The sequence below is a fragment of the Dyadobacter sp. HNCC25DJ187 genome, from assembly GCF_056895255.1.
This window is the reverse complement of the sequence record NZ_JBXHAT010000001.1, coordinates 1,122,481-1,135,955: the sequence shown is the minus strand read 5'-3', so window position 1 is coordinate 1,135,955 and position 13,475 is coordinate 1,122,481. Positions and strand designations below refer to the sequence as shown.

The 13,475-nt window shown below is 43.1% G+C and carries 9 protein-coding genes; 2 read left to right on the top strand and 7 right to left on the bottom strand.

Annotation, left to right across the window (positions count from 1 at the left end):
- From AC1XUE_RS04595 to AC1XUE_RS04580, 4 genes are all read right to left on the bottom strand, one after another.
- Positions 1–852, bottom strand: a complete 852-nt coding sequence (locus AC1XUE_RS04595) for a glycosyltransferase family 2 protein (protein ID WP_483354753.1) — start codon at positions 850–852, stop codon at positions 1–3.
- On the bottom strand, positions 836–1,633 hold the full coding sequence (locus AC1XUE_RS04590; RefSeq protein ID WP_483354752.1) for a glycosyltransferase family 2 protein: 798 nt from the start codon (positions 1,631–1,633) through the stop codon (positions 836–838). Before AC1XUE_RS04590 ends, AC1XUE_RS04595 begins: the two co-directional genes overlap by 17 nt.
- A 708-nt stretch (positions 1,634–2,341) precedes the next feature.
- Positions 2,342–4,177 carry a glycoside hydrolase family 15 protein gene (locus AC1XUE_RS04585; protein WP_483354751.1) on the bottom strand — a complete coding sequence of 612 codons (1,836 nt, stop codon included), beginning with the start codon at positions 4,175–4,177 and terminating at the stop codon, positions 2,342–2,344.
- A gap of 181 nt (positions 4,178–4,358) precedes the next feature.
- Positions 4,359–5,045, bottom strand: coding sequence for a DUF421 domain-containing protein (locus AC1XUE_RS04580; RefSeq protein ID WP_483354750.1), 687 nt, complete (start codon positions 5,043–5,045; stop codon positions 4,359–4,361).
- Positions 5,046–5,346: 301 nt separating this feature from the next.
- On the opposite strand from AC1XUE_RS04580, the gene AC1XUE_RS04575 reads away from it, so the two are divergent.
- Both AC1XUE_RS04575 and AC1XUE_RS04570 read left to right on the top strand, forming a co-directional pair.
- Positions 5,347–5,718, top strand: coding sequence for a DUF4345 domain-containing protein (locus AC1XUE_RS04575; protein ID WP_483354749.1), 372 nt, complete (start codon positions 5,347–5,349; stop codon positions 5,716–5,718).
- Positions 5,719–5,808: 90 nt separating this feature from the next.
- Complete coding sequence (locus AC1XUE_RS04570) at positions 5,809–6,954, top strand: Gfo/Idh/MocA family protein (RefSeq protein ID WP_483354748.1); 1,146 nt, start codon at positions 5,809–5,811, stop codon at positions 6,952–6,954.
- A 78-nt stretch (positions 6,955–7,032) separates the two neighbouring features.
- On the opposite strand, the gene AC1XUE_RS04565 is transcribed toward AC1XUE_RS04570, so the two are convergent.
- The 3 genes from AC1XUE_RS04565 to AC1XUE_RS04555 all read right to left on the bottom strand — a co-directional run bounded on the left by AC1XUE_RS04565 (position 7,033) and on the right by AC1XUE_RS04555 (position 13,390).
- Positions 7,033–8,514 (bottom strand): RagB/SusD family nutrient uptake outer membrane protein, encoded by a 1,482-nt coding sequence (locus tag AC1XUE_RS04565; protein WP_483354747.1) that lies wholly within the window; start codon positions 8,512–8,514, stop codon positions 7,033–7,035.
- Between the two features lie 31 nt (positions 8,515–8,545).
- Positions 8,546–11,914 carry a TonB-dependent receptor gene (locus AC1XUE_RS04560; RefSeq protein WP_483354746.1) on the bottom strand — a complete coding sequence of 1,123 codons (3,369 nt, stop codon included), beginning with the start codon at positions 11,912–11,914 and terminating at the stop codon, positions 8,546–8,548.
- A gap of 282 nt (positions 11,915–12,196) precedes the next feature.
- Positions 12,197–13,390, bottom strand: a complete 1,194-nt coding sequence (locus AC1XUE_RS04555) for a FecR domain-containing protein (protein WP_483354745.1) — start codon at positions 13,388–13,390, stop codon at positions 12,197–12,199.
- Positions 13,391–13,475: the final 85 nt, after the last annotated feature.

The following is a 13,475-nucleotide window of genomic DNA, read 5'->3' as shown; positions in this document are numbered from 1 at the left end:
CTACGCAAAAGCAAGTTCAGTTGTATTTTCAGTGGCATAGTCGAAAGTGGCTACATACTGGTTGACTCCATGAGGGCAGTAGACAGACTTCTCTGCCAACGCCTGAATCAGGTATTTTTCATTTTCATCACATCCTGATCTGTCAGCTTCCTTATGGTGAATATGGTATACAATTCCTCCGAATTTGACTGCCCGTTTTCTTATGCCGGAGTTCATCAGTCGGACGGCAATTTCATTGTCCTCGCGACCCCATCCCAGAAAATGTTCATTATAGCCATTTATACGAAGAAGGTCTTCCCGCCAGAAAGCCATGTTGCAGCCGCGTAGCGCATAGATGTCACCAGGTTTATAACGATCAGCCATATACCTGCTTAGCCAATCAATATGCAGGTGATTAAGGAAATTTCCCAATCCACTTTGGAATGTTGCTATCTTTGGGCACTGGCTTTGCAGCATTTTTCCGGACAGTTCTGCATTCATCATCACCCTACTACCTGCAACAAAACATCCGGGTCTGCTGATTTTGAGGTGATCCTTGATAAAATGCCGATGTAGAATCAAATCGCCGTCGATCTGGATCACGTAGTCTCCGGTACTTGCCGCAATAGCTTTGTTACGAATTTTAGACAGCTGGAAACCCTCATCCTCATGCCATACATGGATCAGTTTTACAGGTAAAATGGCACGAAATGTATCAATAAGCTGAAAGGTTTGGGATGTTGACCCATCATCTGCTATGATAACTTCGTAAGGCATCAACGACTGTTGCTGAATACTCAGTAAACAAAGACGCAAAGCTTCGGGCCAATTATATGTGGAGATTATAAGAGAAATTTTAGTAAAGTTTTTCATATCCGTCTATGCAGTTTTTGATTTTGGAGGCCAGTGTATGGTCAATCACTTGTCGGTGAAGACCTTCATTTGGTTGGGGCAACTCCTGGTGATGCAGATGAAATTGAACTGCTCCCAGTTTCACAATTTTTTTACATATATCATTATTGATAAACCTGGCGGCAAGCTCTTCATCTTCATGACCCCATCCATTCAGGTCATTATTGTAGCCATTAACCTGGATAAAGTCCTTTTTCCAAAATGCCAGATTACTTCCGCGTACACTACGGCTTTTCATTTCCTTTCGCTGGCCAAGCATTCGGAAAAAAGGAATTCGTACCGCATTGAGTCTGTTGTAAACGCCTCTGGAATAGAACGCTACATGGATGTTACGACGCTGAAGAATATCTATTGTTCTTGCAGGTGTTAGCCGGGCTCGACTTCCGCGAACGAATACACCAGTTTCCGCTGTCGACAAATGATCAGCAATAAAAGAGGGGTGAAGTATTACGTCACCATCTATCTGAATCACGTAATCTGCAGTGCATTTGCTTACAGCTTTATTGAGAATCTGCGTTTTGCGAAAACCATGATCTTCCTGCCACACGTGTACAACATGTATGGGAAGATATTTCCGCATTTTATCAATAATGTCACACGTGCGCTGGTCAGATCCATCGTCAGCAATAATTACTTCATTTGGTAGTGTAGTTTGCCGGGCTACACTCAAAAGACAGCATTGCAAAGCGTCGGGCCAGTTGTAGGTGGCAATAACAAGGGCGGTAGCCGGGACGAAATTCATCGGTTGAAACAATGAACTGACAAGGTTTCCTTAAACAGAAATTACAGCGTGGACAAGACATAATCACTCTTATCTAATATATCTTACATGGATTACCAGATTGCTATGATATCATGCAGGTAAAGTAAAAATCAGAAGATTATATTTTTGTAGGAACCAATAGCGCTGCACTCCGGAAACACAGGATCAGGATAGTACTATTTTATGGTAACCCGAATAGAACAGTGAGGTGATTGCCTGCCAGATTGGTGGCGGAGAATTAAAAAAAATGATCTGATTAGAGGACATGATTGATGTTTTGTTAGGGATTGAACACTGCCGTATTATAGGCGGTATAAATATCGAAAAACTACCCGAATTAAATCAAAGAAATTTCCAATTTTTTTCAAATATATTTTTAACGAATTTTTAATGTGCCAAACCGATCGAGGATATTGAAAAGTACTTCAGAAGTATCCTAAGGTAACAAAGTGTAGTCTTGTATGTAACCGATATTTACTTTGAGGAATACTATCGCTATGTGATTATTCTCTGCTTCCGCTTTCGCAATACCAGAATAGTGCAATTGTAACAAATGATTCAGCAGTGCATATTTTTGCAACGAAAACTGATATACGTCTTGTAACTCTAAACCAAAGAAGGTAATTTGGTTTTTGATGAAAAATGAGAATCCCTCGCATGCTATATACTGCGAGGGATTACTCAATTTTATTTACCTACTTTTCTGGTCAGTTGTTTATCCAGTTCCAGTGCGGAACTGATTAAACCCAGGTGGGTAAATGCCTGCGGAAAATTACCCAGGTGCTCACCCTTTTTGCTGATCTGCTCAGCAAAAAGACCCAGGTGGTTGCCGTAACCGATCATTTTAGCAAAGTTTTCTACTGCTTCTTCAATCCTGCCTGCTTTGGCAAGACATTCGATGTACCAGAACGAGCACATGGTAAAGGTACCTTCTTCACCCTGTAAACCGTCAATTCCAGATTCATCATTGTCATATCTGTAAACCAGTACGTCAAGCCTTAAATGTTGATTCACGGCTTCTAGTGTGGATTCCCAACGTGGTTCATTGGGCACCACAAAATGCACCAGAGGCATTAACAACACACTGGCATCAATCGTGTCAGAAACCTTCTCGCCATTTTTATACTGTACCCAGCTTTTGAGATCTTCATTCCAGAAATTATGGTAAATATCCTGATAAATTTCATCTCTTACCTTAATCCATTCATCCTGAGGAAATGGAAATGATCTGTCCTGCCCAATTTTGATAGCTCTGTCCATAGCCACCCAACACATCAGTCTGGAATGCAGAAACTCCTGCTCCTGGTTCCTGATTTCCCATATACCATGATCAGGCTCCTGCCATTTGTCCATGACAATTTTTACTTCTTTACAGATAATCTGCCAGAGATCATAAGTGATAGGCTTATGGTATTTGTTAAAGATGTAAATCGTGTCCAACAGCTCACCGTAAATGTCGAGTTGTAACTGATTATTAGCCTCATTTCCGATACGTACCGGAGCGGATTTTTTGTAGCCTTCAAAATGAGTTAAGATCTGTTCTTCCATGTCCGAACTACCGTCCAGTTTGTACAACAAATGCAAATCCCGGTTTTGATCCTGCTCAATAATCCAGTTCAGGAAATCTTCTGACTCCCGGGTGAAACCCAACTTCAGAAATGCATACATGGTAAAAGCTGCATCCCGTATCCAGGTGTATCGATAGTCCCAGTTGCGGTCGCCACCCAGCTCCTCAGGAAGTCCGAATGTAGCGGCTGCTACAACTGATCCGTACTGAGAAGATGTAAGTAATTTCAAAGTAATTGCTGATCGTAATACAATTTCCTTCCATCGCCCTGTATAAGTACACTGATTACTCCAGGTTCTCCAGTAATCAATGGTTTGAAAATAAGTATGTTCCGCGTAAAAAGACAGGTCTTTGTAATGTTCTTCATAACCCTCATCCACACATTCTAGAACGACGACAGTTTTCTCGGATTCCTTCAATTCAAATTCCGCATAAGCATCCTGATCCTGCATCTCTAATGGGAATTCGGCTTGCAAACGAAGCCTGGCCTTGTTATCCTCTTCAGAACTGAAAAGAAGGGTACTATCTTCTTTTTTTGTGGTGTGAGACTGTCGTCCGTAGTCAAATCTTGGTTGCATTTTCAACACAAATTTGATCGTTCCTCTCACTGCTTTTACCTTTCTTACAATCGAATTGTAACTATTACAGGTTTCATCCCTCACCGGCATGTAGTCTGCAATCTCGGCGATCCCTTCATCTGAAAAAAAACGAGTGATCAAAACAGCCGTTTCGGGCAGATATAGCTGCTTGATCTGTACATTTTGCATTTCTGGCTCAATGGAAAAAAAACCTCCTTTCTGGTGATCAAGAATTTTGGCGAATATACTGGGCGAATCAAATGATGGAAAACATAAAAAATCAATGGATCCGTCCATGCCAACCAGCCCCGCCGTTTTCATGTTTCCGATTACACCATAGTTTTCAATTGGTTGATAGTTGTCTGTGTTGATGTCCATTTGTATGCGTTTATAGAGACGATAATATATGCTCCACCTGATCTTGTCTCTGTTGGTATAGGCGAAGATGGATTTAGTGTCTTATGACACGAAAAGTTCTCAGGATAATATTGAAGAAGTGGAGCAGGCAATAAGCACATGCTAAACAAAATCTGTTCCTGAAAATCAGTTGATCTGTTTTTCAGGTCTTTCTTAGTGTATGCACGGAAGCCACCCATTCCTTATTTGAACACCTGCTGCATGTGTGTTGTGGCAGTTTAATATGTTCAACCTGACCGCAGTAGGTACAGGCATAGTCTCCGGATTCAGTGATATTTTCGCTTTTTTTTCGGTATTGTTTTGGTAAAACAGGAAGACCCGGACGGACCTGCTCATCTTCATAGTAGAATATGCTTAAATTGCCGTTGGTCTCCAGAATGGCGGTTTGAATTTGCCCAAGGTGTTCTACATTTTGCTGTCTTATTTCCGAGAAAAATTCGTCCTTCCCGAAACCGTGGTTTCCTTCATCGATCAGTACGAACATCCCATTTTCAATAATATAGATCGGGTCACCTTCAAGTATTCTTTCAAAGCGCTCGTTTTTCGCTGCGCACCAGATAATGGCTCGGTAAAAGGCCAGAATCGTAATGAAAACGATCAGAGATGGAATGATTGCATTTTCACCGCTGAGCATCGGATCGCCGGCGGCTGAGCCCAGCGCAATGATGATTGCTACCTCAAATATTGAAAGTTGCTTCACACCTTTCTTCCCGGTCACTCGCAGAAATATCAGAATAATAGTAAACATGACCAGCGTACGGATCATGATTTCGAATATAATACCCAGATCCAAATCCCGAAGGAAGACCTCTTGCCAGTCAAGCTTCATATAAATTCCGTCAATTAGTTCGATATGCAGCCAGCTCCTAAAATTGTACCTGTCTGATTCATATGAATTTAGCGTCGAATTTATTGCTCAGGTATTACGGATGGTGATCCCTATTCGCCGCATTATTCTTAACTCTTTGCATCAAGTTGGGGTGCATTTTAAACATGGTCAATTCAATATACTTTTTAGGGCTGGTTGTTTTACATGGAATGTGAATTGCTATGACATTGTCATTCAGTCAGCGTGACTGCGTTGTTTTTTCAAAAACATACTCCCGGTGGATCAGCAACAAAAAATCAGAATGGACAGACGAATACGATTCGTACTTGCCCTGCTTACCATTTTTCCACTTGTATCGGGCATATTAGGACTGATGGGTATTGACAATCCGATATACAGTCCATCGTCTGATTTGATTCTGGACAGCAATCTCAGGTTTTTGAATGGAATGTCTGTAGGCGTAGCTTTATCTGTTTACCTGATTTTGCCACGTATTCGTAAGGAAACAACAGCTTTCAGAATTTTGATGGGAGCCATTATCTGTGGGGGAGCAGGCAGGGCTTTATCACTACTGGTATACTCATATGTTTCTTTTCCGGTTTTGATCGTGGTATTAGCCGAACTCATTAGCCCTGCTGTTCTGGTGTATTATCAAAGCAAGATTAAAGACTAAGTTAGGTATCAAAATATGGCTGGAGTCTATACCTGGCATAACTTTTTGCCCGGAAGCCGCCGTAAAAGTCTTCAACTAAAAACATCTGCTATGAATAAATTACAACATCGCCGACGCTTCCTGCAAACGCTGGGACAGACTGCCATTTTCTTACCAGTATCAGCCATGGCATCTTCGGATATGCTTTTTTCAAATGAAGTACGTAATGAGAAAATAGAAGAAGGAAGTGCTGAAGTGCAGAAGAAATTAGGTATCGCACTGGTAGGTCTTGGAAAATACAGTGAGGAGGAACTGGCGCCAGCATTGACTGAAACACAATGGTGCAAGCTCTCTGCTATTGTTACGGGCACACCTTCGAAGGTGAAGAAGTGGAGAGATAAATACAGTATTCCGGAAAAGAATGTCTATAACTACGAGAATTTTGATTCGATCAGCAAAAACCCGGATGTTGATATTGTCTATATTGTTTTACCCAATTCGATGCACGCTGAATTCTCGATCCGCGCTGCCAAAGCGGGAAAACATGTCATATGTGAAAAACCAATGGCAACTTCTGTTGCGGATTGTCAGGCGATGATCAAGGCCTGTGAGGACGCCGGGAAAATGCTTTCTATCGGATACCGCCTGCATTTTGAACCCCATAATATGACCATAGCTGAGTTTGGGAAAAAGAAAACACATGGTAAGATCAAGACAATTTCAGCCATTGATAGCCAGAAGATGGAAGCAGGGGAGTGGAGGCTGGATAAAAAGCTAGCAGGTGGCGGTCCTGTCATGGATCTTGGGGTATACTGCGTGCAAGCAGCAATTTATGCAGCCGGTGAAAATCCTGTGAGTGTGACAGCCACACCTGGTAAAAAAACGGATATGGAACGTTTTGCTACTGTGGAGCAAAGCATGAAATTTAAACTGGAATTCCCTTCTGGCGCGGTAGCTAATTGTGAAACAAGTTATGATGAGTCAGGAAATCTGCTGCGAATTGATGCTGCCGAGGGCTGGTATGAACTGCAACCGGCTTATCCTTACAAGGGGATCAAGGGTAAAACTTCACAAGGAGCCATGAATCTTAAAGACATTAATCAACAGGCTGCCCAGATGGACGATTTTGCGAACTGCGTGGCAAAGAAAAAGCCAACACGGGTTCCGGGAGAAATGGGACTTCGGGATGTTAAAATTCTGATGGCAATCTATGAATCTGCGCGATCCGGTAAGAAGGTATCGCTGAACTTGGGTTAATATTTATATAATGTAGATCAAACAAGCGTAGGTTGGTTATCATAATGCCAACCTACGCTTGTTTGTGTTAAGCTTATCTTAACGGTACAAAGGATGCTGTTTTAAATTTGGATTTACGTCCAGCTCATCCTGAGGTATTGGGAAGACATAACTCTTTGCAGTAGTACTGAAAGATGTAATTCTTCTCGTAATCGCATCCTGTCGTTTCAGATCAAAAAATGCGTGACCTTCCTCGCAGAGCTCCCACGAGCGTTCCTGTATAATAGCTTCTCTGAGTGAAGCCTTAGTCATGGAGCCAGGTGTAAGCAAAGCAAGACCAGCGCGTTGTCTGACGATATTGATTCCTTTCACCGCTTCGGCACTCGGACCGTTGGCTTCGTTTTCAGCCTCAGATTGCATCAGCAATACATCAGAATAGCGTGTGATCGGCAGGTTAGTGGCATAATCTCCCGTACCTGTAGCTTTGTTATCATCTGCATTAATCAATTTGTTGAAATGAGGCAAGGTAATGGTCTGTGGGTAGGTATACACAGTTCCGTTGCCCCGGATATCAGGGTAGGACAGTACGAACGTTTTGCTCCGGCGTTTATCAGTAGGATCCATGGAGTCAATAAATTTTTTTTCTGCCACCAGAGAGGACCAACCATCAAGTCTCAACTGATTACCACTACGAATTCCTGTGAAAGTCGGGAAGTCTTTACCCAGATTCATTCCGCTTTCAAGTTCAAGACTGAATACATACTCCTTCGCATGCTCATTAGCCAGGGTGAATACTTCGCCATAATTAGCATGTAAGCCATAACCATAACTTGTATTGTTCATGATTTTGTTAGCTTCAGCTGCGGCAAGAGCCCAGTATTCAGCTTTGTTCCAGGGTTTGCCGGCACGTGTCAGATACGCCTTGGTAAGCATGGTCTGAGCTGCTCCGGAAGTGGCACGGCCTACATTGCCTCCTGTATATACGGCTGGCAAGATCGAATGGGCATATTTGAAGTCTTCAATGATCAGCTCCCAAACCTTATCGTCGGTTCCCTCATTTGATGGATAGAGTTCATCCGCATTCTGTTCTGTCAGATAAGGTACGTGATCGAAGAAACGAACCAATGTCAGATAAGCCAAACCACGTAGAAAACGCGTCTCTGCAAGCATCTGATCTTTCCTTGCCGGGCTGCTGTACGACACTCCTTCTGCATATTGCAGTACTGTATTCGCACGGTTTACCATTCTGTACAAGCCAGTCCATATGGCCTTGAAGCCAGTTGAACTTGGCGTCCAGGTATACTGATCCAATTCAGTTCGCCATGCCTCGCCCGAGCTGTTAGGCCAGGATGATTCTCCGGGATACTCTGCTGCCAGCCAAACTTGCCTACCCCAGCAATCTCCGCTATGCATGGCATTGTATACAGCAGTTACGCCAGCCTGTATATCAGCTTCAGACTTATAAAAATTGATGGGGGTTAATGTATCAAATACTTTTTCCTCCAAAAAGCCCTCATGGCAACCCAACACACCGGTTGCAAATAATGCCGAACTAATCCATATTTTGAAATTCTTTTTCATCTTCATCCTGTTTAATGTCATTTACATCAGATCAAAAACCAACATTTACACCCACCATAAACGTACGTGCGGCAGGGTAGGCATTATAGTCAACACCTAGTTGCAGGTTGCTATTTCCAGGGGAATTTACTTCCGGGTCAAACCCTGAATACTTGGTAAAAGTCAGCAGGTTCAGGCCCGACACATATACCCTGCAGGACTTGATTCCTTTGGAAGGGGTGAAGGTATAACCCAATGTAGCTGTTTTCACCCGTAGGAAGGAGCCGTCTTCGATCAACCATGATGATTGTAAAAGCAAAGGGTCTACTGTAGTACGGGCGCGGGGAATGTTGGTGTTCGTATTATCCGGCGTCCAGCGATCCAATATTTCTCTTCTCTGATTTCCCCATGGACCAGACACATTGCTTTCAGCTCTTTGCACGTTCAGGATATCATTACCGTAGGTTCCCTGCATGTAAACGGCGAGATCAAATCCTTTATAAGAGAAATTGTTTGACCAGCCAAAAATAAAGTCAGGATTAGGATCACCCACAATCATACGATCTTCTGCCAGGTTAATACTTCCGTTTCCGTTGCGATCCACAAACCTGGCATCTCCAAGTCTGGTTTGAGCTGTAGGCCTCGGTCCCTGATCAAGTTGCTGCTGATTCTGGAACACGCCGTCGTACTGCAGCAGATTCCATACACCTACCGGTAAACCCGGAGCAAGCCAGCTTCCATTTATTTTCAGGTGGCCTGAAATTTCACTTTGTGTAGTAGGCGTGTAGCCCGGAATCGCCAATACCTTGTTACGGTTCATCGACCAGTTAAGTTGCGTATTCCATTTGAAGTCTTTCTGGAAAACCGCTCCACCCAAACTTAATTCAAGGCCTTTATTTTCCAGACTTCCAATATTTCTGAAAATTGAGCCGAAGCCAGACGTGAGCGGTACACTGATATTCCATAACAGGTCCGTTGTTTTCTTGTAATAATAATCGGCTACGAAATTAAGGCGGTTGCCAAACAGATCCAGGTCTATACCAAAGTCGGTCGTAGCCGTCGTTTCCCATCGCAGGTCCGGATTGGCAATATTGTTCGGGGCGAGTCCGGATACAAGTGATCCTCCGAAATCATAATTAAAAACGTTCAGACGAGCCAGGGAACGATAGCTGGCAATATTCTGATTACCTGTTTTACCATAACTGGCGCGGATTTTCAAATTGCTGATCGCATCAATATTCTGAATAAAGGATTCTTCAGAAAGTTTATAGCCCACAGCTACCGAAGGGAAAAATGCCCATTTGTTATTTGCACCGAACTTTGAACTACCATCGGAGCGTCCGGTCAGAGATATCAGGTACTTATTATCGAAAGTGTAATTGATCCTTCCCAGGTAGGATACCAGTTGGCTCTGATTTTTCCGGGATGTCGGTGGGGCAAAAACGGCTCCGGCTCCCAGGTTGTCAGCCTCATACATATCTGTAAGGAAATTACTTGATGATGTACTGAAGGACTGATCAGTGTCCATTTGCCATGTATATCCGGCCACAACATTGAATGAGTGCTTGTTCAGAAGCTTGTTGTAAGTCAGGATATTTTCATTCAGATATGAGCTTGATCTGCGGTTTGCCTGAGTTGCCCGGCCATTGGCATTGTATCCATTTACCGTCTGACGTGGTTCATACATGTCCCGGTTCGCATTGGACATATCCGTACCCACAGACACCCGCAAAGACAAATCGCTGATAATGTTCCAGTTCAGCGCCATTGTTCCCATGATTCTGTCAATATTCTGAAAGTCTTTATTGAAGTTGACAATGGGTACAGGATTGTGGACAGTAGATCCACCCGGAGTCGGATTAAGTCTGGTATAGGATCCGTCCTGCTGGAATATGGGAACTGTTGGAGGCATAATTAACGCCGCATTCACAGTATTTGCATTGCCACCGCCATCTCCTTCGGAACGGCCATTATTTCCCCATACTTTGCTGGTTGTCAGGTTTGTAGTGAGCATCAGGTTTTTGCTCAACTTTGTATCAATGTTGGCTCTTAAAGATGCTCGCTTGAAATCAGAGCCTTTCAATACTCCCTTCTGATCAAAGTAACTTCCTGATACTGCGATTTTGGTAATGTCATTTCCGCCTGAGATATTAATCGAATGATTTTGGATGGCAGCGGAACGAAATACTTCATTCTGATAATCAACGCCTTCTCCCATTGTTGATGGATCCGGGAAGTTGTAAAGGTCGGTAGGGTTGGGGTATACCGGAGTAGTGATTCCGTCATTCACCCTGGCCTCGTTAACGAGTGTAGCAAATTCTCTGGCATTCATCATATCCAGTTTCTTGATCACTTTTTGCACACCATAGTAACCGTCATAGGATACCGATGTTTTCCCGGACTTACCTCGTTTTGTAGTTACAAGCACGACACCATTAGCACCCCTCGAACCGTAAATGGCTGTTGCTGATGCATCTTTAAGTATTTCCATGGACTCTATATCGTTGGGCGAGATGGAAGCAAGTGGGTTTTGGCCTGCTCCGTTGGATCCGGACCCGTTATCGCTGGCTGTACCTCCGGCTGTGATCGGATAGCCGTCAATGACATAAAGCGGTTCATTGCCACTGCTCAAAGAGTTGCCTCCACGAATACGAATGGATACACGGCCACCAGGTGCAGAGGAAGCCTGTGTTACCTGAACTCCGGCAGCTCTTCCCTGAATAGCCTGGTCAAAGGATGTTGTAGGGAGCTTTTTTAGATCTTCAGATTTTATAGAAGAGATAGAGCCCGTCAGATCACTTTTCTTCTGGGTACCATAACCAACCACTACTACCTCTTCAAGTGCTTTGTCATCTGTTTTGAGCACTATATCAAGTGTGGTTTTGTTTCCAGGTTGTAATTCCTGTGTGATGTAGCCTACATAGGAGAATACCAATATGGGATTAGTCTCTGTCAGGTCGAGCTGATAGATTCCTGATACATCAGTTGTAGCGCCCTTCGAAGTTCCTTTCACAATGATATTCACACCGGGCAGTGGTTCGCCTTTTTCATCCGTTACTTTCCCTGTAAGTTGTTGTATAGCAGGCTGAGCTCGCAGAGGAGCTACAACAGCTTCTTCTTTTGTTTTTTGCTCCTTTCTGATGACGATGTTCTTATTGAAAATCTTGTAGGATAGCGGTAGGTTCTCAAATAGCTGATTCAAAGTTTGATCTATCGTACCATTTTTTATATGAAGCGATACAAGCCTGGATGATGGCAGATCCAGCTTATCATAAAGGAAAAGATATTCGGTTTGGCTCTCAATGGCCTTAAATGCAGCTTCAATAGAAATGTTTCGCCTTTCCAGCGTTATTTTCTGGCTATATCCGTTGGCGGCCACCTGCGACAACGTTGCTATCAGCAGTAACGTTACGAGTTTCATAGTCTTTATCAGATTAGCAGCGGTGGGCAGCCTGTGGGGGTTCCCACGCCATTGTAAAAGGTTTATTTTCATATCTTTGGAAAATTTAGGTAAGTAATAATCGCTTTCTTGACAAGAAAAGATTTGTAGCCTGGATTGACATAGGGGGAAATGTTCGCAGCATTTTTCCCTTTTTCAGTTTCAGGCCTTCCCGTTAGTCGGGGGAGGATTTGCATACTTTTTCATGTGATTGGGTTCAGGTTTAGTAAAAATGGTAAACAATGATGTATATACGTAGATGGGCTAATTTGTAATGATTACTTTTTTATTTTCAATTTTGCAGCTCACGCCTGCATATCTGAGCATATGGAGCAGTTCTGAAATGTTAACATCCATAGATACCTTTCCGGTGAACTGCCGAACAGGTATACTACCCTGATATTCAACCTGTATATCATACCATCGCGATGCTTTTTTCATAATCTGCTCAATGCTTTCATCCCGGAAGTGGAACAGACCTTTTTTCCAGGCAATCGCTTCGTCGACGTCAACATCTATGGTTTTTATATTTCCATCGCCGCTAATAGCTGCCTGCTGTCCGGGAACGAGCTTTTTGGTTATGCTTTTGCTTTGTAATGCCACAGATCCTTCAATCAGCGTAGTTTTAGAAGAGAGCTCATCCGGGTAGGCCATCACATTAAAACTGGTGCCGAGCACCTCAATCTTACTATCTTGAAAATGCACACGGAATGGTCTTTTCTTGTCTTTTTTAATTTCAAAATAAACTTCTCCGGTGATGTCGACGCTTCTTTCGTTGCGGGCAAAGGAGGCAGGAAAACGTATCGAAGAGGAAGAATTCAGCCAAACTTTACTGCCATCAGGAAGTGTAATCTGATACTGCCCACCTTTGGGTGTTGACAGCACGTTGACTTGGTTTGGATCTGATGCTGACTCGCTATGCTGCGGGTCGTAAGTCAGCTGTCCATCACTATTTTTTCTGATTTGTGCACCTCCCTGTGTTGCCAATAGTCCGTTAGACACACTGTCGAGCAGAATGGCGGACCCATCAGCAAGTGTAAGTGTTGCGCGATTGCCCCCGGGCTCCACATCATTAATCAACTGTGGCGCAACTGCCTGTTTATTTGAACTGGTTTTATTGTCAAATTTATAAAAGGTAAAAAAGCTGATTAATAACAATATAGCAGCTGCAACATATCGCCACCAATATAATTTTCTCAGAGGAGGATTTTCAATTTTGTCCCTGTCGTCAGACTGTCGGTGAAGAATACCATTAAAAATATCATCACTTTTATATAACGAGAAAAAATCTGGCTTTTCGGCTGGGTGTTCCCAGGCATCTTTTAATAAATCAAGCAGTTGTTGATCGTCCTGAGCGCTTTGTACAAGAGCCATCAGTTCATCCGTCTCAGCCATTGTTGCTTCGCCGGAATAGTACTTTTGAAACAGGTAAGATAGTCTTTTGGTAAAGTCATGCATGGGCCCAACGATTATTCCTGATCATTACAAATTTGGTATTTATACTGATGACAGAAAAAATGCTGAAAAGGGGGTATCGAAATAT

Excerpts from the sequence above, each read along its gene's own strand:
- AC1XUE_RS04595 (WP_483354753.1), bottom strand. The coding sequence starts at position 852 with ATGAAAAACTTTACTAAAATTTCTCTTATAATCTCCACATATAATTGG.
- AC1XUE_RS04590 (WP_483354752.1), bottom strand. The coding sequence starts at position 1,633 with ATGAATTTCGTCCCGGCTACCGCCCTTGTTATTGCCACCTACAACTGG.
- AC1XUE_RS04585 (WP_483354751.1), bottom strand. The coding sequence starts at position 4,177 with ATGGACATCAACACAGACAACTATCAACCAATTGAAAACTATGGTGTA.
- AC1XUE_RS04580 (WP_483354750.1), bottom strand. The coding sequence starts at position 5,045 with ATGAAGCTTGACTGGCAAGAGGTCTTCCTTCGGGATTTGGATCTGGGT.
- AC1XUE_RS04575 (WP_483354749.1), top strand. The coding sequence starts at position 5,347 with ATGGACAGACGAATACGATTCGTACTTGCCCTGCTTACCATTTTTCCA.
- AC1XUE_RS04570 (WP_483354748.1), top strand. The coding sequence starts at position 5,809 with ATGAATAAATTACAACATCGCCGACGCTTCCTGCAAACGCTGGGACAG.
- AC1XUE_RS04565 (WP_483354747.1), bottom strand. The coding sequence starts at position 8,514 with ATGAAAAAGAATTTCAAAATATGGATTAGTTCGGCATTATTTGCAACC.
- AC1XUE_RS04560 (WP_483354746.1), bottom strand. The coding sequence starts at position 11,914 with ATGAAACTCGTAACGTTACTGCTGATAGCAACGTTGTCGCAGGTGGCC.
- AC1XUE_RS04555 (WP_483354745.1), bottom strand. The coding sequence starts at position 13,390 with ATGCATGACTTTACCAAAAGACTATCTTACCTGTTTCAAAAGTACTAT.